Origin of the sequence: Weissella paramesenteroides (assembly GCF_036327715.1) — a bacterium.
Lineage (GTDB): Bacteria > Bacillota > Bacilli > Lactobacillales > Lactobacillaceae > Weissella > Weissella paramesenteroides.
This window is the reverse complement of the sequence record NZ_CP130559.1, coordinates 69,905-89,033: the sequence shown is the minus strand read 5'-3', so window position 1 is coordinate 89,033 and position 19,129 is coordinate 69,905. Positions and strand designations below refer to the sequence as shown.

The following is a 19,129-nucleotide window of genomic DNA, read 5'->3' as shown; positions in this document are numbered from 1 at the left end:
TTATAATAAAGCATTGAGTGAAGTTGGTCAATCTTCTTTTCTAAAACTAACTAATACCGAGGTAATTCACATGAAACATTCTGTACAATTTAGTGATGCCGTCCACATTCTTGCTTATATCGCTATTTTTCGGGAATCAAATCAATTATCAAGTACTGATATAGCTGCAAGTATCCAAACTAATCCAAGTAACGTGCGTAAAATAATGTGTCAGTTACGTGATGCTGACCTCATCAAAACAACTAATGGTATTCCGAAGCCATACCTAGTTAAAGATCCACATGATATTTCATTCTTTGATATTTATCAGAGTTTGGATCATACTCAGCTTTTCCAGATAGATGCCAATACGGAACCAAAATGTATTGTCGGCGGTAATATCCAAGATGTACTGTCTGACGAGTATCTCTTGTTACAGCAAGTTGTAGAAGAAAAAATGAAACACATTTTTTTAAGCAGTGTGCTACAAAAAATTAGTCAAGCAGAACTAGCCAAAAATCCGATGAACAAAGAATTTGTTGCTGAATTTTTATAAATGTATGTAACTATGATTCTGATCTCAGTCATGATTCTAAATGACTAACAAAATATGCCTTAATCACTGAAACAAATATTAAGCTTACGATATTATGCAGGTGCTACTGTACTTTATATCAAGTGTAGACGCTTTTATTTGTTTCTTTTTAGTAAGCGGACTATAGTGATGGTGAAGTTATGTTGTTTTCATAGAATCATAGGAGGTTATGTTAAATGAGCAAAAAGATTAATGCAGCAGACGCCATGTTAAAAGTTTTAGAAGACTGGCACGTTGACCATCTATTTGGTCTACCAGGTGGTTCATTTGATTCAACAATGAATGCGATTCATAATCGTCAAGATACAATTAAGTACATCCAAGTACGACATGAAGAGACTGGTGCCATTGCTGCATCTGGAGAAGCAAAATTAACTGGTAAAATTGGTGTGACATTTGGCTCAGCTGGACCTGGTGCTGTCCACCTACTCAATGGATTATATGATGCTAAGCATGATCATGCACCAGTGCTAGCGCTCATTGGCCAAGTGCCGACAGCCACAATGAATACCGACTACTTTCAAGAATTAAATGAAAATCCAATTTTTGCGGATGTTTCTGTTTATAATCGGACCGTCATGACAGCGGAACAACTACCAGCTGTTGTTGATCAAGCAATTCGTAAAGCTTATGAAAATTCAGGTGTTGCAATGGTAACAATTCCAAAAGATCTTGGTTGGACTGAAATTGATGATAGCTTTGAATCGACTGCTGATACTTTTACATTTACAGGCAACTATCCATTGCCTGATGAAACAGCTGTTGCGCAGGCTGTTGATATTCTAACCAATGCAAAACGGCCATTGATCTACTTTGGATTGGGTGCTAAAGATGCCCGTGCTGAATTGCAAGAATTTTCGGAAAAGTTGCAGATTCCATTAATGTCATCAGCTCTGGCTAAGGGAGTCATTGATAATTCACACAAGGCTTATATGTTGAGCGCTGGTCGTGTCGCAACAAAACCCGGTGTTGATGCAATTTCAAACGCAGATGCAATTTTGTTCATTGGAACCAACATGCCTTACCTATCATTCTTTGCTGATCCAAATGCAAAATTTATTCAAGTTGATATCAAGCCATCAAATATGGGCAAGCGTCATAAAGTAGACGTTGGTATCTTAGCGGATGCAAAAACAACCTTGCAATCCTTAATCAAGGCTAGTGATACTGTAACGTCACGACCATATTATGATGCACTAGTTGCTGATAAACAGAATTGGAATAATTGGTTAACCCAATTTGAGGACCAAAATGAAACACCATTAGCGGTGGATACTGTATTTGCACAAATCAATCGCATTGCCGATGATGATGCTATCTTTTCAGTCGATGTTGGAAATGTAACCATCGATAGTTATCGACTATTAAAGATGAAGCCCACACAAAAAATTACCACGTCGGCTTGGTATGCCACAATGGGCTACGCATTGCCAACTGCCATTGGCGCAAAAGCCTCATACCCAGATCGCCAAGTCTTTTCAATTAATGGTGACGGTGGCTTTACAATGAATATGCAAGACATCCTCACACAGGTAAAGTACAACCAATCAATTATCAATGTTGTTCTAACTAATGAATCATTAGGATTTATTGAAGGTGAACAAGATGATAGTCAGCAACCTCATTCCGGCGTCGATTTAATTGATGCAAACTTTGGGGACGCTGCGACTGCTTTAGGTGCCAAAGGTTATGAAGTGCGTACATTATCAGAATTAAAACACGCCTTTGATGAAGCAAAATCAACACAAGGCCCCGTCGTGATTGATGTTAAGATTTCTAATTTACGGCCATTACCAGTTGAGCAATTGGCTCTAGAACCTAATGAAAACTTTGATCAGGCTTATGTTGACGCCTTCATTGAAAAGTATCATGCAGCTGGTTTGACCCCCATTAGTCACTTTTTAGAAAAGTACCACGTTGAAAAATAATTAATACATTTTTAGCAAAAAAAGTTGGAACAAATTATTTTGTCCCAACTTTTTTATCTTTACTTACGTCATACAACCCACTATTCAACAGTTGGATAATCCGTATAACCAACGGCACCATTATTCACATAAATCGTCTCCGGATTAGGTTGATTGAGAGGTAGACCCTCCTTTAGTCTTTTCACCAAATCTGGATTAGCCAATGCATAATTACCAACTGAAACAAGATCTGCAATCCGATTATCCAAATCAATGGTTAATTTTTCTAGTGGTCGATTAGCACGATTAACCATTAATGGTCCATGCCAATCAGCCCGAACTTGCTTTAAAATATCTTCATGTCCCACATGCATCATATGCAAATATGCTAAATCAAATGCATTCAATTGGCTAACTAGCTCATGATACAGCTCAGCGGTTTGTTCACCTTCATTAACACCACCTAATAGATTTAATGGTGAAATACGAAATCCTGTACGTTCAGAACCAATTTCTTGGATAACAGCCTTTGTCACCTCAATCGCGAAACGAATCCGATTTTCTACTGAACCACCATACTCATCTGTACGCTGGTTTGAATTTTCGCCCAAGAACTGATGGATTAAATATCCGTTAGCGCCATGAATCTCTACACCATCCGCGCCGGCTGCAATCGCTGCAGCAGCTGCCTGACGATAATCATCAATTGTTTTATCAATCTCACTTTTTGTCAATTCATGTGGCACAGGAATATCTTGCATCCCCTGTTTTGTAAAAATTTGCTCACCTGGTGCAATTGCCGAAGGAGCAACTGCCTGTTCATGATTTGGCAAATTATCTGGATGCGCAATACGACCCACGTGCATCAATTGAATAAATATTTTCCCGCCTTGATCGTGGACAGCTTGCGTTACTTTTTTCCAACCATCTACTTGTTCGCGTGTGTAAATGCCTGGTGTATTCGTATACCCTTGGCCTTCAGGAGAAGGTTGTGTTCCTTCCGAAATAATTAATCCCATGGTCGCACGCTGGGCATAATACTCAGGTGCAAACGGTCCAGGTACCCCATTATTTAACGCCCGACTTCTTGTCATTGGTGCCATAACCAAACGATTTTTCAAAGTCATGTCACCAATCCGAGCTGATGTCCATAAATCTCTCATTGCTTCTATCTCCTTTGCTATTATCGACCGGCTAAAGTCCCACCATCCAATACAATCTCCGAACCAGTTGTATACGCTGATTCATCCGACGCAAGGTATGTGACCGCCTTTGCAATATCTGCGGGCTTTCCAATGGCCGGAATAACATCATCAGATGCTTGTAGTGCCGTTTTAATATCATCAGAAACAATGTCTGTGCTGACCAGTCCAGGATGGACAGAGTTTACACGGATTGGTTTTCCTGTTTTCACTGCCTCAACAGCAGCTGCTTTTGTCAATAACCGAGTTCCTGCTTTAGAGGCAGCGTAACTACCAACACCTGGCATTGGTGTAATAATCCCTAAGACGGAAGACACGTTGATAATACTACCACTAGTCATTTTATTTAATGCTTCACGAACACCAATGAAGTTTCCTGTTAAATTAATGTCCATGACCTGTTGCCACTCTGCCAGACTAGTATCAGCAATGAGCTTATTAGCGCCACCAATCCCTGCGTTGTTCACTAAGATATCCCAATGACCAAAAGTAGCCAGCGTTGTCTCAACAACTTTTTCCCAATCCGCTTCTCGACTAACATCTTGCTTTAAATAAATAATTTCACCTTGTTGACTTAACTCTTCAGCAACTTGTTGACCAACCTTTTCTCTCCGGCCAGTAATAACCACTGTTGCCCCTTCAGCTAAAAAATCTGTTGCGATGGCTTTACCAATTCCTGAAATACCACCTGTCACAATTGCTACTTTATTTGCTAAACGATTTCCCATGAATATTATCTCCTTTTAAAATTTAATTAGAACTTTTCCAGTTGTTTTTCCATGATTAACTAAGTCAAGTGCTTTATTGATTTCATTCAATGAAAAACTTCGAGAATCAATCGCTGGCACAATATTATTTTTTTCAATAATCTTTGTAATTTTTGTTAATTGCGCACCATCACTTCTAACAAAAATAAAATGATACTGCACATTCGCGACCTTAGCTTTTCGATCAAAATTTGCACCTGCTAAGGTGAACAATCCCTTCTTAACACCCGTAATACCATGATCAGTTGCAAAACGTTTATTAGGACCTGTCCTTAATGACAATAATCGACCACCTGGTTTAATGATTGACAATTCATGGTCAAACTCACTTGGCCCTAGCGTATCAATGACATAATCAACATTGGCTAGCATTTCCCAATAGTTCTCAGTACGAAAATCTAAGTATTGGTCTTCTCCTATAGCTAAAGTGCGATTTTTTGCTGCTTCATTTCCACTAACAATGACTGTTAATCCCAGATCCTTAGCGATTGGTATTGCCATTTGACCAAACGAGCCAGACCCACCAGGAATAAATACTGTCTCTCCAGGTTTTGCATCTAATTCTTCATGAAGGCCTTGATATGCTGTTAAGCCAGTCAAGGCAGCCGCTGCTCCGGTACTAAAATCCAGATTTTCTGGTAACCGTGCAACTGCCGCACTGTCAATGGCGACATATTCTGCAAAAGCCCCGATTTTATTTGAGGGCAACCGTGTGTAAATTGCATCCCCCTTCTTAAAATTAGCAACCTGCTGGCCAACATTCTCAACAATCCCTGTTAATTCATTTCCCATGGTCACGGGCATGTCATAATCTTGAATGAGCTTAACGCTACCAGTGCCAATTAATGTTTCAAGTGGATTAACTGCTGCCATTTTGACTCTTACTAATACTTCATTTGGTTTTATTGTTGGTATGGCAACGTTATTCACGTCTAACTTGAAATTTTTATCATATTTTGACAATTGTGCTGCCTTCATACGTTACCCTCCTTACTATGTTTAGGTCATCGTGGTTACTTTTTTATATTTTTGTAACCAACACCCACAGTGTAATGCACAAAGTTACATTAGTCAAATATTGTAACTAAAAATTTTGCGTGCTAAAATAAAGAAGATTTTATGAAAAACAAATGATTGGAGGACAATTCCGTGGAACGAATAACTAATAAAATAATCATTACCACCGCTAGGCGTCTGATTAAAGAAACAAACACTGCTGAAGTACCGCTATCTAAAATTGCTAATGAACTTGGTATCACTCATGCAGCCATTTACAAACATTTTAAAAACAAACAAGCTTTATGGGAGGCAGTTGCAGCTGATTGGTTTGAACAAACGATTATTAACAATGTACACTTCACTCCCAACAAGCAGCAAAACAAACAGGCGGAATTACATGATTGGCTTTGGGCATTTGTTAACGCTAAAAAGAATGCCTACAATAATGATCCACAAATGTTCCTGCTCAACACTTATTATGTCGACAACAACCCGCTTGCATTACATGAAGTCCTAACGAGTGCCTATAAGATGATTAACCAAATCATGGGGTATAATGATTCTAATTTTGAAAAAGCTGAAGCTATTCTATCTGCTTTTTCCGTTTTTACCTTACCTAATTTTAAAGAAACCTGGCATTTACCAGACTATCAGCCACGTTTCGAGTTATTATGGCAACTTATTAGCAAAGGTTTGACAACTATAGAATAATGAACAAGGATGGTCGCTAAAAATGAAACGAATTGCGGTATACTGTGGTGCTGCCACAGGAAATGATCAAGCTTATCAAATGGCCACTGTTACACTGGCCCATTACTTAGCCGGTCACAATCTTGAACTCGTATATGGTGGCGGCGGTGTTGGTTTGATGGGCTTATTAGCCAACGAGGTTTTAGATGCTGGTGGCACAGTGCAAGGTATTATGCCAAAAGAACTCTATGAACGTAGTGCTGCATTCTCTAGATTAACGAATCTGAAGATTGTAGATGATATGGCAACCCGTAAGGCAATGATGCTATCATTATCTGATGCTTGCATTGCACTACCAGGTGGTCCAGGTACACTCGAAGAAATTTCTGAAGCTTTTTCATGGGCACGCATCGGAGATAATGACAACCCTTGCATTTTTTTCAATGTCAATGGCTATTATGATCCTTTGCGAACAATGTTTGATAATATGACTGAAAAAGGTTTCCTAACAGTTGAAGATCGTGAAAAATTGCTTTTTTCTGACTCCCTAGACGAAATTTTTAAGTTTATTGCGGATTATCAACCGCCGAAAATCAGAACATACATCAAATAACAAATAAAATAAACTTATTTCTCAAATGTAGTTGACAAAGTATCCCCTAACGCGTTAATCTCTTATTAAATTAAATTATGATTAAAAAGCAATAAGGAGAATTTTATCTTTCGCTGTGTTTAGAGAGTCGCTGTTTGGTGAAAAGTGATACACAAAAATTGATAATGATCATCTCTCAGCTATGTTGTGAACATCAATTGATTATTAAACAGCATTGGGGACACCCATTATCGTGTGAACGTATAGTGTTTTTGCTGTACGTGAGATGTTTTTAAAACAATTAAGGTGGTACCGTGCTAATGCGCCCTTAACTTTGACCAGAAATTTGGTCAAAGTTAAGGGCTTTTTTCATAATAATTTGTAAATTTTGGGAGGTGATGTCTTATAGAATCCGATATTAGTCATTTAATAAATAATAATCCGACAATCAATCATCTATTTAGCCATAATAATAAGACAGACGCCTCGTATGGATAATTTGTCCAACTTTTATGGCTAACCAGTCGCAGAAAGAAGGCAATCAGAATGAAATATGCAGTATTAGGATCAGGTGCAATGGGATTGCGGTTTGGTGTCTTACTACAAGAAGCCGGTTTTGAAGTGGATTTTGTAGATACATGGGATAAACAAGTCAGTACCATTCGGTCACAGCATGGCGTTTATGTCTCCCGTGACGGGCAAAATAAACACCTCGTACCAATCAACGTATACTCTCCCGAAGAATATGACGGACGCGCAGACATTCTGATTGTCTTTACCAAGCAGTATATGCTAGCTGAACTTTTGGATCGCTGTGCACATTTCTTTAATGACAAGCATTATGCACTGACTTGCATGAACGGCATGGGACATATTGAAAAATTGAACCAGTACTTCTCTGCTGAGCATGTCATTGGCGGCACAGCCATGATTGGTACCGTGCTAAACAAAGCAGGCGATGTGGATTTCATTGGTCAAAAAGGTGCTGGATCAGTTAACTTTGCGAATCAAACTGAACAACCAGATGATGTGACCCAGCAAGTGGTCGCTGATTTTAAGACAGCTGGTATGAATCCAACGTTAACAACCAATTTCAATGGTACGTTAATGGCGAAAGTTGTTTTCAACTCAGTGGTAAACACGCTTTGCACAATGTTTAAGGTCCGTATGGGTGAATTCATCCAGGCACCAACAACACGTGCTTTATCTGTCCAGTTAATTAACGAAGCTTATGATGTTTGTGAACGTGCTGGTATTAAATTATTAACCTCACGCCAAGAAGAATGGCAGCAAGTGGTCACTGTTAGTCAGACCGGTAACCCCCTGCACTTCCCTTCGATGTATCAGGATCTATCAAATGGTCGTGAAACCGAAGTGGATTATATCAATGGCTATATCTATGATTTAGGCAAAAAGTATAACTACGAAGCATCTACTCACAATTTCTTACGTCATCTGGTTCATCTCACCGAGTTTACAGATAAGTTCGATGTCAATGGTTTTATTAATCAGGTCATTGAAGATGATAAAGCTAGCGAGCAAAAAGTTACTGCCGTTTCACAGTAAACATATTACAATTTAATCAATCAATTTATTATCACGAGGAGAATATATCATGAAAGAAAAAGTTGAAAACTTGGATTGGAACAATTTAGGATTTGAATATCACGATTTGCCCTATGACTTTGAGGCAAAGTACAAAGATGGTGAGTGGCAACAAGGTGAATTAACGACTCGTTCAACCGTCGAATTATCAGTTGCTGCCGAAGTGCTCCACTATGGCCAAGAAGTTTTTGAAGGTTTAAAAGCTTATCGTCGTAAGGATGGTAAGATCAATCTATTCCGTCCTGAATTGAATGCTGAACGTATGGTTGATTCTGCTGAACGTATGATGATGGTTCCTTATCCAGTCGATGCTTTTGTCGATGCCGTTAAGCAAGTTGTTAAGGCTAATGAAGAATTTATTCCACCATATGGTACAGGTGGATCTCTCTACCTACGGCCATTTATGATCGGAACAAGTAGCGTAGTTGGTGTATCACCAGCAACTGAATACACTTTCCATATTTATGCAACACCAGTTGGTGCTTATGTAAATGGTCTAAATCCTGCCCCATATACTGTGAGTGAGTATGACCGTGCTTCACACGCTGGTACCGGTCAAGCAAAGACCTCAGGAAACTATGCAAGTAGCTTATTCTCTTCAGCAAAGGCTCATCAAGAAGGTTATGCTGATTGCCTATTCTTAGACCCTCGTGAACACAAGTATGTTGATGAATTTGGTGGTGCTAACTTCTTTGGTATCACTAAAGAAGGTCAATTTGTAACCCCTAAGTCAGAATCGATTTTACCTTCTATTACCAAGCGTTCTCTACTACAATTGGCAAAAGATCAAGGATTAGATCCGGTTGAACGCCCAGTACCTTTTGATGAGATTGATCAATTTACTGAAGCTGGTGCTATGGGAACAGCTGCAGTTATTTCACCTGTTGGTTCATTAACTTATGATGGTAAGAAGCATGTTTTCTACAGTGAAACTGAGGCTGGACCTGCAACAACAAAATTGTACAACGAATTAGTTGGTATCCAATATGGTGACCGTCCTGATCCATACAACTGGACACAAACTATTGATTAATTAATTATATCGTTATCAAAAAACGACTGGATTCACAATGAGCTCAGTCGTTTTTGATTTATTTTTTAGATGCAATAAAATCCAATGATGTTTTTGAAAAGAGCGTATTAATCAGTAATAGGCTTTCTTTCAGTCGCACCGTATCTAATGATCTACCATATCGACTAATTATGCCAATAATCCCACTTGCCATAAAATCAAACATATACGAAAGTTCTTCATCATTTTTATTTTCTTCTGTTAAGAATTCTTTGCTCCACACTTTCTTTAGTGCATCCGCAGCAAGATTAGCAAGTTCCGATGACCCGTCCTTACCAATTAAGACACTTAAGCGTTCAATGACATGCATTGTTTCTGGATCTATGGTGACATTTTCAATTTCACCAGTAAAATAAGCCTGGGCTATTTTAGTTAGTTCAACAGGTATGCTTTCCTTAAGCATCTTCCAAGCTAAATCATCCACATTATCGAAATAGTAATAAAAAGTTGCTCGATTACATTCAGCTTTTTTTACCAGTTCACTTACTGTAATCTGTGCTAAAGGTTTGTTTCGCAATAGTTTCCAGAACTCTTGTCCAATACGACTACGGACTGGATTCTCATTTTCACTTTTTTTAGGTCTGACCATTACATCCCCTCCAACAGATTAGCAAAATTGCTGGTTTTTTAAAAAATCTCTAATGATATTATAACAGTACATTAGGTGTGACATTAAAGTAAAAAAGCATCTGATGACACAAATAAAATGACAATATCTATTAGTTCTTTTGAATTAAGGGGGAAATATATAATGGGAACAAATTTTCAAGCAAAACCAGATAACAACGAACGTCCAAATCGACCAATGTTTATTGATCCAATTGGAGATTTACAACCTCAAGTCGGCATGATGGGAGATTCATGGTTCATTTGTGCCACTCTTGAAGCTGAAGATCGAGAATTCGGTGTGCTCGTCCACTACATTAAAAAGCCTACTCTATCTGGTACAAGTACAATTGCAATTGCTGACATTTCAACTAGTCGCTATTTACTTGATGAAGCAAAAGAAGCTGATTACGAAACTGTCGGCCAAGGTTTTAAAGTTTCAAGTGATAATCTACAGTGGTCTGCAGATGCAACGACAATGGCAGCCCAAGGAAAAACAGATGCTGGCGATTCATTTGATTTGAAATTAAAGCGCCAGGGACCAACTATTGCTTATAACGGTACCGGAAGTTTCCCATTGATTGACAATAAACTAACCACCTATGAATATGGATTCCCAAGAATGGACATTACAGGTAGCGTTACTGTCAATGGTAAAAATTATCCAGTGACTGGTAATGGCTGGTTTGATCGACAATGGTTCCCCGTAGCGGACGCTTCAACCCTAGCATCTGGTGATACACGCTGGATCTGGATATCAATGCCTCTTTCTAATGGTGAGGTAGTAGCCGTTTGGAGTGCTACCGGTAAACAAGAACACAGTTGGGCTGATATCTTGCACGCTGATGGTAGTCACACGATTGCGGATGTTGATCCTATCTCAGAGAATATGTTTGGTATCTGGACGAGTTCAAAGAGTAGCATCAATTGGCCATCTGGATGGAATGTAACTATTCCTAGCGTGAATGCAAAGTTGAAGATTACTATTGATTTCCAAGGACAAGAAACTTTCGAAGGATTCCATCGAATTGAAAGTGTCACTCATATTCAAGGAACCTACAACGGTGAAGAAGTAACTGGTCGTGGTTGTGGCGAAATTGTCGGTGATCCACAAATCAAAGAAATTTACTAATTACTAACTAAAACTATATTTAAGAAACGAGGGGACTATTATGGCAGTTGAAAATCTTGGAATTGGTCGTTTTAGAGCTAAAAAGTCAGATCATGAAGCAATTGAACGTACAATGCGTGAATTTTATGATTATGAAAGTGCTCATCCAGAAATTTATCATTATTCTTCAACACGCACCTATACCATGCCTGATAAGGAAGATCCTGAAAAAGAATACTGGATGTTCGTAGATAAGTTTGAAGACTACGACGATTATATTCAATCTCTTTATAAGGCTTCTCATGGTGACGACAACAAAGAAGGTCAAAGACTGATGGCTCAAGTTGTTTCTTATCATGAAGGATTTATTGGCGATGCCATTGATCACTGGACTGAAGTACCAACTTTACGTGTAGATGATCAAGGTCGGTAATCATCGTTATTAAATAAAACAGAGGTGGTAGAAAAATCCATGGATTTTTCTACCACCTCTTTAATTTATTCGTATTATTTAACGAATATCGAATTTATTTCTCAATAACTTGCCAATTTAATGGCACTTTAGCTGTATATTTGACATGAACTAAATGATTGTCTTCTTTCATTTTAAATAACCATTTTGTAAAATCAGATGAATACTGCCACTTGGTTGTCCTTGTTGTTAGCTGTGCCTGCTTAATATCTACTTTTTTAAATGATGCTGTCTTTTTAAGACTATTTAGCATGTCATCTTTATCTGGTGCAAAATGTGCGGTTGCTTTTTTATCAGTCGCTGCATCTTTATAGACCAGAACGTAATGGTGCTGTTCAATCTTTTTTGCCATTAGCATCCCAACCGGCACATTAGCTGGCGCTGCCGAATAGATTGCTTTCGTTTTGGTTTGTGTTACTTTTTCCATACCAAAATGATTAGACATATTGGCAGACAGGGCAGCGACAGAAGCAATTAGTAAAATGGCAAACAGACCACCCAACCCATAGCGTAACCTCTTATTTTTAATTAATAACAAGCTAACAATTGTTAACACCATCAATATTACAATAATCCAAAGAATCATTATTAATCCTCCTTTTCGCTTTGCATAAAGATGACAAATATTAGCCCAATGACTGCAAATGCTAGACTGATAATAAATGCCCATTGGAAGCCGTCCAAAGATGCATCTAATACTTTCTTTGCATACTGTAATGGTGCTGTCTTCTTCATACTGTCATTTGGTGTGTTGTTATTAATAACACTTTGAACAACTGACGTCATCAGAGCAACCACGACTGAACTTGATACTTGACGCAACGTATTATTGGCTGCCGTTGCATCAGCTGCTTTCTCATCAGGCAAAGCACTCATCGCTGCCGTTGTTAATGGCATCATGAGCAAAGCGATTCCCACCATTCGTAAGGCATATAGCACAGTAATAATAATGGTTGGTGTTTGTTCAGATAAGAAAACAAATGGTAGTGTCCCTAATAGTAAGATAAAGAAACCAACAAAAGATAATCGTTTAATACCTACTCGATTATAGAGCGCACCCGCAATAGGACTCACAAATCCCATAAACAATGCTCCCCACAAAAGTGTTAATCCTGAGTCTAATGGTGTAAGACCACGCACATTTTGCAGATACGTTGGTAACATCATTTCAACACCATACATCGCCATTGAAACTAACAACAAACCAATTGTTGGAATCGTGAAGTTTTTGTTCAAGAAAACACGTATGTCCAAGAATGGTTCAGATAACTTTAATTGACGCATTCCAAAAACAATTAGAATGATAATACCAACGACGATTGGTGTAATAACGCTTCCTAAATCTCCCCAACCATCTGAGCTGACATTGGTAAAGCCCCACAAGAATAAGCCAAATCCAATGGTCGAAGTAATAATTGAAAACAAATCCAACTTCACTGGTCGATTTTTTAAAACATCCCTAATGAAGAATGGTGATAATACTGTCGCAATAATAATCAAAATTAATGGCAAAATAAAAATTGAGCGCCAGTCATTTGTTATTGTTAACCCTAAAAAGGTATGATCTTTATTCAAGATTAATCCAGTTAACGTTGGCCCAAATGCTGGTGCCATTCCAACAACAAGTCCCATCAACCCCATTGCAACACCACGTTCTTGTGGTTCATACATATTGATAATAACCACTTGTAACAAGGGCAACATCACGCCAACAGCGATTGCTGTAACGATTCGACCAGCTACAAATAACCACCAATAGTTTGCATCTTCTGGGGTAAACATACTCATTAGCACCCCAACAGTCAATAAGCTATATGAAATAATATGCAAATACTTTGTTGAAAAACGATTAGCAAAATACGCTGATAATGGCACCATAATCCCATTCATTAGTAAAAACCAAGTCGTTGCCTGTTGTGCTGTTGCTAAGTCAATATCAAATGCCTTCATTAAAGTTGGTAATGCTGTTCCTAATGAAGTTTGCATTAGTCCACCTGACATAGCAGCAATCATCATCACAATCAGTACAACTGTACGATTGTATGATCTACCATGTTGATCTACTTTCATCTCTTCTCTCCTCAATCTCATCCTATTTTTCATTGAGACATAATGTATCAATCAATGTTTAACAGAATAACACTCAAACAACTATGATACAATATGTATCAGTGACACAAAATCACAAAACATGTCTCATAGGAGAAGATAATGAATCATAGCCAACAAGAAAATTTACGTGTTAAAGATCAAATTGTCAATGGCCTTTTTTCACTTCTAAAAGTGAAATCTTTTTCAAGCATTAAAATTACGGATCTTATCCAATCAGCCAAGGTTGCTCGCGCTAGTTACTATCGCAATTTTGATAAGATAGAAGATATCCTTATCTATTATTTCCAAGATCTGCAACGTGATCGTCGATATCCATTGCAGGGTAACCCCCTGCAAGACAAACAAGATGATTTACCTGGTGTGCAAGAAAGTTTTGAATTAATTTATGCTGAGCGGGAGCGTATTACACTATTATTAGAAAATGGTTTATCAGATTATTTTTACCAGCTGCTTTCTGATCGCATTATAAGTGCTGCTGGTGATATGCCAGCTAACTCAACTGAACGCTATCGCTTATATGTAGTCATTGGTACTGTGTTTAGTATCCTTTCAGAATGGCTGTTGTCTGGGGCTAAAGAATCCCCCGATGAAATGGCAAAAGTCACTTTGTATTACTTAAAAAATGGTGTATTAGCATAAAAAGAGGTCGGGACATGCTATTGTTGTCCCGACCTCACTCTATTTTATTCACACCTTTTCCATTTACATGGCATTTTCTTTCACAAATATCGATACATATTCTTTAAGACGACTTCATAACCAGCTGGAAACATATGCACACCATCAAAGGTTAATTTTGGTAACAAATCACCATTTTCGTCAGCCAACCCATCATTGACATTGATAAATTCATAATCAAATTTATCAACAAGTTGTGCGACCTGCTGACTTGCTTGCGCTAAACGCTCATTACTTCTAGCACTGTTTTGATTATTATTCTTAGCTGCTTGAATTGTTGGGTTCATAGGATAATAAGCCATGGTATAAACTATTGTTTGTGGCAGTTTTTGCTTAAAGGTTTGTAAGATGCTTTCATAATTACTAATGAACGTTTTTTCTGAAATACCGAAATCAATATCATTACTACCTATATTAATAAAAATTTTGGCAGGTTGTAAATCAAGTACTAATTCATCAATGTGTTGTAATAAAAACTGTGTTGTCGTCCCACTAACACCACGATTATAAATTGTTTGTTTTAGCTCTAAGTTTTGTTGCATTTTTTCGATCGGAAACATCTCCATTAGCGAAGAACCTGCAAAGACAATTTGGTCTGGCAATGCCGATTTATTTGCTTTGACATATTTCCTTAAAACGTCCATTTCCCGCTGCTGTAATTGTGCTACTGCTTCTTTTTCCCCCATTTGAAAACCCCTTTTCAATAAATCATACTTTCCCCAATAACTAGATACTCACTTATCAGCCGTAATAAAATCTAAAATTTTAAACATGACCGCTTTATTGATATCAGGAACCGGTGTTGCTAAGATATCATCTGCTGTCTGGTTAAAAATTGATCCCTGAATATACGGAAAGTCATTAACCACCATCTCACGAACATTATCAGCTAGTGGTTCAAAATGAAACTGTAGTCCAACTACCCGATGGTTCATCACAAATCCTTGGTTTGTCACTGCATCACTAGAAAACAGTAATTCAGCCTCTTTAGGCACTTCGAACATTTCTTCATGCCAATGTAATGCCACTAATTCTTCGGGGATGTCAGGGATAATTTGACTTTGCCGATACACTGGCGCCCAACCAACTTCCTTAGCTGGTGCCTTTGAAATTTCACAGCCTAGCGTCTTAGCGATTTGTTGAGCGCCATAGCAGGCACCAAACATCGGTATGTCTTTGTCTAACAACTCCTGAATGAGTTCGCGTTCTTGTTTGATCCATAACAAATCATCATTTGGACTCATTGGTCCGCCCAAAATAACTAACAAATTGGTTTCATCAACCGTTGGTAAATAGCCAAATTGATAAGGATGATAAATAAATGTTTGATGACCATTTGCTTGTGCCCAGTCCAAAATCGAACCAGGACCTTCATTAGGCGTATGTTGCAATATATTTATTCGCATAAAAACCTTTCCACACCAAAAAAGTGTCACCGGCAATTTGATATGGGTTTCGCCTGCAACTACCCTTAATATTGATTAATTATAACAATACTTTTAACTAGCTAACATTCAAATATGCATGAATCATTATTTTTTCTGGTACTGACGTCGTCCGTGTTGCTTATCTTTTGTTAATTCTTTAACATCTGGATAACGCCCCTGCCGGACTTGCCGCAAAAACTGATTACCAGCCATCACTTTGTCCCCGATATACAATTGGTCCCAATCTGACTCACCATACAAACTTGGCAACGAGAACTTTTCACCAGCATCAATCTTTTTTAGATTAGCATCAAAAACATCAAAAATTGGTTTCATATTTTCTTTCATGACATCCCCCTTTAATAACGAATCATCATACTACCTTTGATGTTATTATAGAACTTCATCTCCAAGTATTGTTTTTATTGCCCTTGCAACAATATCTGGATGTTCCCAGTGAATTTGATGAAAGTCTCCTGCTGATACTACGACAGAGTTATCTGTATAATATTCTGAACGTCGGTATTCGTTAGCACGAAATGATTGCGAAATTAGTATACTTGGTAATGTTTTGGGTAACATTATTTCAGAATATTGTTTTATCGTCTCTATCCAATTATCTCTATGTTTTTCTTCTACTACTCCATCTTCCCTTGCCTCATCTAATATATGTGTCTGCCAAATTTCATCAGCTAGGGATTTAGGAAAGTTTTCATATACTCTATCTTTAACTAATTGTATCTTACCTTCTTCACTCAATTTAGCGGCCTCCATCTCAACCTTTCGGTATGCAGGTCCATGTGGTGGATTCAATACAGATTCACGATTTAACGGCTCTATTCCTATAAACCCGATAACATTATCAAGCTGCTTCACTATATGTAATGCATATAGGCCTCCCAAACTATGTCCCACAAGAATAATTTGTTTTGCTTGCTGCTTCTTAATTAGATTTGCAATTACTGTTGCTTCTTGAACCAGATCAAACGGCTGGACTTCAGTTGAACTAAGTCCAGAATTAATGTAATCTATCGCAAAAACACCAATATTCTCTGGTAATAAATTAATAATCGGTCGAAATGTTTGTTCAGTATCAAAACTAGCTGCCCCACTTAAAAAAACAATCATCTTTTCCCCATTACGGATAGACACTTTATATGTTCCTAATACTGTTTTTATTTTTTTGTCAATTAACATATTGTGCATTTAAACCTCCCCTTAGTACTAACCAAAATATTTATCAGGTATATCCTGAACAGTTTTGATCAATTCCTCTATAAATTTCTCAGGCGTTTCTTTAAAGTCACTATCCTAACATCAGTATACTAATTATACTTAAATGCAGTTAACACATAAGGTTATATGATTTGCCATTAAATAAAACAAGGAAGAACCTGAAACAATTTCAAAGTCCTTCCTTTACTTTTTATTTTTTTATATCTATCTCTAGCTCATTTATTCTACTTCAATTTTGAAGAAGTCAATGTCAAATTATTCCAGAAATAATTGTTTCCATTACTCAAATCAAAGCCTTTCACACGCTTGTTAACAGGTACCCATTGGTAACTATTATCTGAAGCAACGTAAGCAGCTTGATCATTCATATAGTCTTGCCACTCCTTGAACTTATCGGTACGATATTTATCATTCCAAGCCTTCTCACTGTTCAAGTCATTAATCAACTGCGTATTTTTCTTCGTAACAAAGTGACCCATGTTAAATGGTGCATCTGCGCCATATAGTTGTGTTGGTGTTGGTTCAGAAGACAAACTCCAAGCAGCAGCAAAGATATCAATTTTGTTTTGCTTTGGCTTTTGCAAAGTATCATAGAAACTGTTCATTTCCATTTCCTTACCAGTAGCCATCTTGACGTTCAAACCGATCTTACGCCAACGTTGCAAGTAATCTTGATAAGTTGCGTGACTTGTAGAACTACCCTTCATAGCACCAAAGTAAATAACCAACTTCTTACCATTTGGTTGTGTACGCCACTTACCATCTTTCTTATAGCCAGCCTTATCAAGTAACTTAGCTGCTTTCTTTGGACTGTATGGGAATCCCTTAGCCGATTGGTCAGAATACTTATCAAAGATTGGTGGAATCAAAGTCTTGGCACGCCATCTAACACCATTTCCGAATTTCTCATTTATGGCATCTTCATTAATCGCGTACATCATTGCTTGCCGTAGATTCTTATTTGCCATCTTAGACTTAGGATCCATCACGTTAACTTGTTTCTTTGTGTCATATTCACCAACGTTAAATCCAAAATAGTTGTATCCTAAATCAGGATGACCAACAATCTTGTAATTCTTGAGATTTTTCAGATTCTTATAGCTGGTACCACGCATAACACCTGCTGGTGTGGTAAAGTCATACTTTTTGGTTTGGATGGCTTTATCAATACTATTAGATGAAACAACATTGATCGTGATGTGCTTAATCTTTGGTGCCTTGCCCCAATAGTACTTATTTGGAGACCAACTGGTCGACTCTCCTTCAACGACCTTATCCAACTTATATGGACCAACAAAGACTGGATTCTTTCGAACCTGGTCAGAAGCTGCTAGTTTATCAATAGCGACACCCTTATATAGATGGTACGGTGCGACAGTCCCCCAAACAAAGGAGTTACCAGCAAATTTCATACTTGGTGACAATGAATTGTACTTAATGACAACCGTCTTACCATTTTCACCATCAGGATAACTGAAACCAGAAATCGTTGAAGCCTTTCCTGAATGATAATCAGCCATGCCTTCAATTCGCTCAAAATCAGCTGAATATTGTGATGATGTTGACTTAGGATTAGCAATAATTTCATATGGGTACTCAACATCACGGGCAACAACTGGTTGTCCATCAGACCACTTGGCATTATCACGAATAGTAATCGTAACTGTATTATTCTGTCGATCTAGTTTTTGATTAGCTAACCCACCATCAATTATTTTGAAATTATCATCCACATTGAACAAAGTACTGTTTCCACCCGGACTGAATACGTTAGAATCTTCTTGGTTATCTGCTAGTGTTGGCTCTGTAATTCCCTTAAAGGGTGAATCATTTGGCTCAGCCACCTTTAAAGTACTGTCATTATTTGCCTTCGTACTTTCCTTAGCACTATTCTTAAATGTGTCGGATAGTTTCGCCCTTTTCGTAGCCGCTGAAACTGTGGTTGTATTATCGATACTGAAAGTAGCTAACGATACGGCGGCCAAAACAGCCGCTGATGATACAGCCCATTTTTTACTGGTCTTGTTCATACGCTTTCCCCATTTCCTTTCAACTCATGAAATCACCTAATATAACGAC

20 protein-coding genes are annotated in these 19,129 nt (G+C 37.9%); 9 read left to right on the top strand and 11 right to left on the bottom strand.

Features of this window, described 5'->3' with window-relative positions; genetic code table 11:
* Nucleotides 1-13: 13 nt before the first annotated feature.
* Both QRX23_RS00430 and spxB read left to right on the top strand, forming a co-directional pair.
* On the top strand, nucleotides 14-535 hold the full coding sequence (locus QRX23_RS00430; RefSeq protein WP_456294458.1) for an Rrf2 family transcriptional regulator: 522 nt from the start codon (nucleotides 14-16) through the stop codon (nucleotides 533-535).
* 215 nt (nucleotides 536-750) lie between these two features.
* Nucleotides 751-2,502, top strand: coding sequence for a pyruvate oxidase (gene spxB / locus QRX23_RS00425; protein ID WP_330155547.1), 1,752 nt, complete (start codon nucleotides 751-753; stop codon nucleotides 2,500-2,502).
* Between the two features lie 80 nt (nucleotides 2,503-2,582).
* Here spxB and QRX23_RS00420 read toward each other — a convergent pair whose 3' ends face one another.
* The 3 genes from QRX23_RS00420 to QRX23_RS00410 are packed head-to-tail and all read right to left on the bottom strand — an operon-like array spanning nucleotide 2,583 to nucleotide 5,428.
* Nucleotides 2,583-3,644, bottom strand: coding sequence for an alkene reductase (locus tag QRX23_RS00420; protein WP_330155546.1), 1,062 nt, complete (start codon nucleotides 3,642-3,644; stop codon nucleotides 2,583-2,585).
* A gap of 20 nt (nucleotides 3,645-3,664) precedes the next feature.
* Nucleotides 3,665-4,411 (bottom strand): SDR family NAD(P)-dependent oxidoreductase, encoded by a 747-nt coding sequence (locus QRX23_RS00415; RefSeq protein WP_330155545.1) that lies wholly within the window; start codon nucleotides 4,409-4,411, stop codon nucleotides 3,665-3,667.
* Nucleotides 4,412-4,426: 15 nt separating this feature from the next.
* The gene (locus QRX23_RS00410) at nucleotides 4,427-5,428 is read right to left on the bottom strand and encodes an NADP-dependent oxidoreductase (RefSeq protein ID WP_330155544.1); all 1,002 of its coding nucleotides are present in this window, start codon (nucleotides 5,426-5,428) and stop codon (nucleotides 4,427-4,429) included.
* 171 nt (nucleotides 5,429-5,599) lie between these two features.
* Between QRX23_RS00410 and QRX23_RS00405 the strand changes: the two genes are divergently transcribed.
* The 4 genes from QRX23_RS00405 to QRX23_RS00390 all read left to right on the top strand — a co-directional run bounded on the left by QRX23_RS00405 (nucleotide 5,600) and on the right by QRX23_RS00390 (nucleotide 9,369).
* Nucleotides 5,600-6,160, top strand: coding sequence for a TetR/AcrR family transcriptional regulator (locus tag QRX23_RS00405; RefSeq protein ID WP_330155543.1), 561 nt, complete (start codon nucleotides 5,600-5,602; stop codon nucleotides 6,158-6,160).
* A gap of 22 nt (nucleotides 6,161-6,182) precedes the next feature.
* A complete protein-coding gene (locus QRX23_RS00400; RefSeq protein ID WP_330155542.1) occupies nucleotides 6,183-6,752 on the top strand; it encodes an LOG family protein in 570 nt (189 codons plus the stop codon).
* 525 nt (nucleotides 6,753-7,277) lie between these two features.
* A complete protein-coding gene (locus tag QRX23_RS00395; protein ID WP_330155541.1) occupies nucleotides 7,278-8,297 on the top strand; it encodes a ketopantoate reductase family protein in 1,020 nt (339 codons plus the stop codon).
* Nucleotides 8,298-8,346: 49 nt separating this feature from the next.
* The gene (locus tag QRX23_RS00390; protein WP_408068651.1) at nucleotides 8,347-9,369 is read left to right on the top strand and encodes a branched-chain amino acid aminotransferase; all 1,023 of its coding nucleotides are present in this window, start codon (nucleotides 8,347-8,349) and stop codon (nucleotides 9,367-9,369) included.
* A 58-nt stretch (nucleotides 9,370-9,427) separates the two neighbouring features.
* Here the strand turns inward: QRX23_RS00390 and QRX23_RS00385 are convergent, their stop codons facing one another.
* Entirely contained in the window at nucleotides 9,428-9,997 is a 570-nt protein-coding gene (locus QRX23_RS00385) for a TetR/AcrR family transcriptional regulator (protein WP_330155540.1), read from the bottom strand.
* A 162-nt stretch (nucleotides 9,998-10,159) separates the two neighbouring features.
* On the opposite strand from QRX23_RS00385, the gene QRX23_RS00380 reads away from it, so the two are divergent.
* The gene (locus QRX23_RS00380; RefSeq protein ID WP_330155539.1) at nucleotides 10,160-11,146 is read left to right on the top strand and encodes a lipocalin-like domain-containing protein; all 987 of its coding nucleotides are present in this window, start codon (nucleotides 10,160-10,162) and stop codon (nucleotides 11,144-11,146) included.
* A gap of 40 nt (nucleotides 11,147-11,186) precedes the next feature.
* Nucleotides 11,187-11,558 (top strand): hypothetical protein, encoded by a 372-nt coding sequence (locus QRX23_RS00375; RefSeq protein WP_330155538.1) that lies wholly within the window; start codon nucleotides 11,187-11,189, stop codon nucleotides 11,556-11,558.
* 94 nt (nucleotides 11,559-11,652) lie between these two features.
* Here the strand turns inward: QRX23_RS00375 and QRX23_RS00370 are convergent, their stop codons facing one another.
* Nucleotides 11,653-12,183, bottom strand: coding sequence for a DUF4811 domain-containing protein (locus QRX23_RS00370; protein WP_330155537.1), 531 nt, complete (start codon nucleotides 12,181-12,183; stop codon nucleotides 11,653-11,655).
* 2 nt (nucleotides 12,184-12,185) lie between these two features.
* Complete coding sequence (locus tag QRX23_RS00365; RefSeq protein ID WP_408068650.1) at nucleotides 12,186-13,667, bottom strand: DHA2 family efflux MFS transporter permease subunit; 1,482 nt, start codon at nucleotides 13,665-13,667, stop codon at nucleotides 12,186-12,188.
* Nucleotides 13,668-13,808: 141 nt separating this feature from the next.
* On the opposite strand from QRX23_RS00365, the gene QRX23_RS00360 reads away from it, so the two are divergent.
* Entirely contained in the window at nucleotides 13,809-14,348 is a 540-nt protein-coding gene (locus QRX23_RS00360) for a TetR-like C-terminal domain-containing protein (RefSeq protein WP_330155535.1), read from the top strand.
* Nucleotides 14,349-14,428: 80 nt separating this feature from the next.
* Here the strand turns inward: QRX23_RS00360 and QRX23_RS00355 are convergent, their stop codons facing one another.
* From QRX23_RS00355 to QRX23_RS00335, 5 genes are all read right to left on the bottom strand, one after another.
* Entirely contained in the window at nucleotides 14,429-15,073 is a 645-nt protein-coding gene (locus tag QRX23_RS00355; protein WP_330155534.1) for a GDSL-type esterase/lipase family protein, read from the bottom strand.
* 48 nt (nucleotides 15,074-15,121) lie between these two features.
* Entirely contained in the window at nucleotides 15,122-15,793 is a 672-nt protein-coding gene (locus tag QRX23_RS00350; RefSeq protein WP_330155533.1) for a type 1 glutamine amidotransferase, read from the bottom strand.
* Nucleotides 15,794-15,919: 126 nt separating this feature from the next.
* Entirely contained in the window at nucleotides 15,920-16,162 is a 243-nt protein-coding gene (locus QRX23_RS00345) for a single-stranded DNA-binding protein (RefSeq protein ID WP_330155532.1), read from the bottom strand.
* 45 nt (nucleotides 16,163-16,207) lie between these two features.
* Nucleotides 16,208-17,020 (bottom strand): alpha/beta fold hydrolase, encoded by an 813-nt coding sequence (locus tag QRX23_RS00340; protein WP_330155531.1) that lies wholly within the window; start codon nucleotides 17,018-17,020, stop codon nucleotides 16,208-16,210.
* A 254-nt stretch (nucleotides 17,021-17,274) separates the two neighbouring features.
* Nucleotides 17,275-19,080 (bottom strand): oligopeptide ABC transporter substrate-binding protein, encoded by a 1,806-nt coding sequence (locus QRX23_RS00335; RefSeq protein ID WP_259705390.1) that lies wholly within the window; start codon nucleotides 19,078-19,080, stop codon nucleotides 17,275-17,277.
* Nucleotides 19,081-19,129: the final 49 nt, after the last annotated feature.

Excerpts from the sequence above, each read along its gene's own strand:
- spxB (WP_330155547.1), top strand. The coding sequence starts at position 751 with ATGAGCAAAAAGATTAATGCAGCAGACGCCATGTTAAAAGTTTTAGAA.
- QRX23_RS00420 (WP_330155546.1), bottom strand. The coding sequence starts at position 3,644 with ATGAGAGATTTATGGACATCAGCTCGGATTGGTGACATGACTTTGAAA.
- QRX23_RS00415 (WP_330155545.1), bottom strand. The coding sequence starts at position 4,411 with ATGGGAAATCGTTTAGCAAATAAAGTAGCAATTGTGACAGGTGGTATT.
- QRX23_RS00410 (WP_330155544.1), bottom strand. The coding sequence starts at position 5,428 with ATGAAGGCAGCACAATTGTCAAAATATGATAAAAATTTCAAGTTAGAC.
- QRX23_RS00400 (WP_330155542.1), top strand. The coding sequence starts at position 6,183 with ATGAAACGAATTGCGGTATACTGTGGTGCTGCCACAGGAAATGATCAA.
- QRX23_RS00395 (WP_330155541.1), top strand. The coding sequence starts at position 7,278 with ATGAAATATGCAGTATTAGGATCAGGTGCAATGGGATTGCGGTTTGGT.
- QRX23_RS00390 (WP_408068651.1), top strand. The coding sequence starts at position 8,347 with ATGAAAGAAAAAGTTGAAAACTTGGATTGGAACAATTTAGGATTTGAA.
- QRX23_RS00385 (WP_330155540.1), bottom strand. The coding sequence starts at position 9,997 with ATGGTCAGACCTAAAAAAAGTGAAAATGAGAATCCAGTCCGTAGTCGT.
- QRX23_RS00380 (WP_330155539.1), top strand. The coding sequence starts at position 10,160 with ATGGGAACAAATTTTCAAGCAAAACCAGATAACAACGAACGTCCAAAT.
- QRX23_RS00375 (WP_330155538.1), top strand. The coding sequence starts at position 11,187 with ATGGCAGTTGAAAATCTTGGAATTGGTCGTTTTAGAGCTAAAAAGTCA.
- QRX23_RS00370 (WP_330155537.1), bottom strand. The coding sequence starts at position 12,183 with ATGATTCTTTGGATTATTGTAATATTGATGGTGTTAACAATTGTTAGC.
- QRX23_RS00365 (WP_408068650.1), bottom strand. The coding sequence starts at position 13,667 with ATGAAAGTAGATCAACATGGTAGATCATACAATCGTACAGTTGTACTG.
- QRX23_RS00360 (WP_330155535.1), top strand. The coding sequence starts at position 13,809 with ATGAATCATAGCCAACAAGAAAATTTACGTGTTAAAGATCAAATTGTC.
- QRX23_RS00355 (WP_330155534.1), bottom strand. The coding sequence starts at position 15,073 with ATGGGGGAAAAAGAAGCAGTAGCACAATTACAGCAGCGGGAAATGGAC.
- QRX23_RS00350 (WP_330155533.1), bottom strand. The coding sequence starts at position 15,793 with ATGCGAATAAATATATTGCAACATACGCCTAATGAAGGTCCTGGTTCG.
- QRX23_RS00345 (WP_330155532.1), bottom strand. The coding sequence starts at position 16,162 with ATGAAAGAAAATATGAAACCAATTTTTGATGTTTTTGATGCTAATCTA.
- QRX23_RS00340 (WP_330155531.1), bottom strand. The coding sequence starts at position 17,020 with ATGCACAATATGTTAATTGACAAAAAAATAAAAACAGTATTAGGAACA.
- QRX23_RS00335 (WP_259705390.1), bottom strand. The coding sequence starts at position 19,080 with ATGAACAAGACCAGTAAAAAATGGGCTGTATCATCAGCGGCTGTTTTG.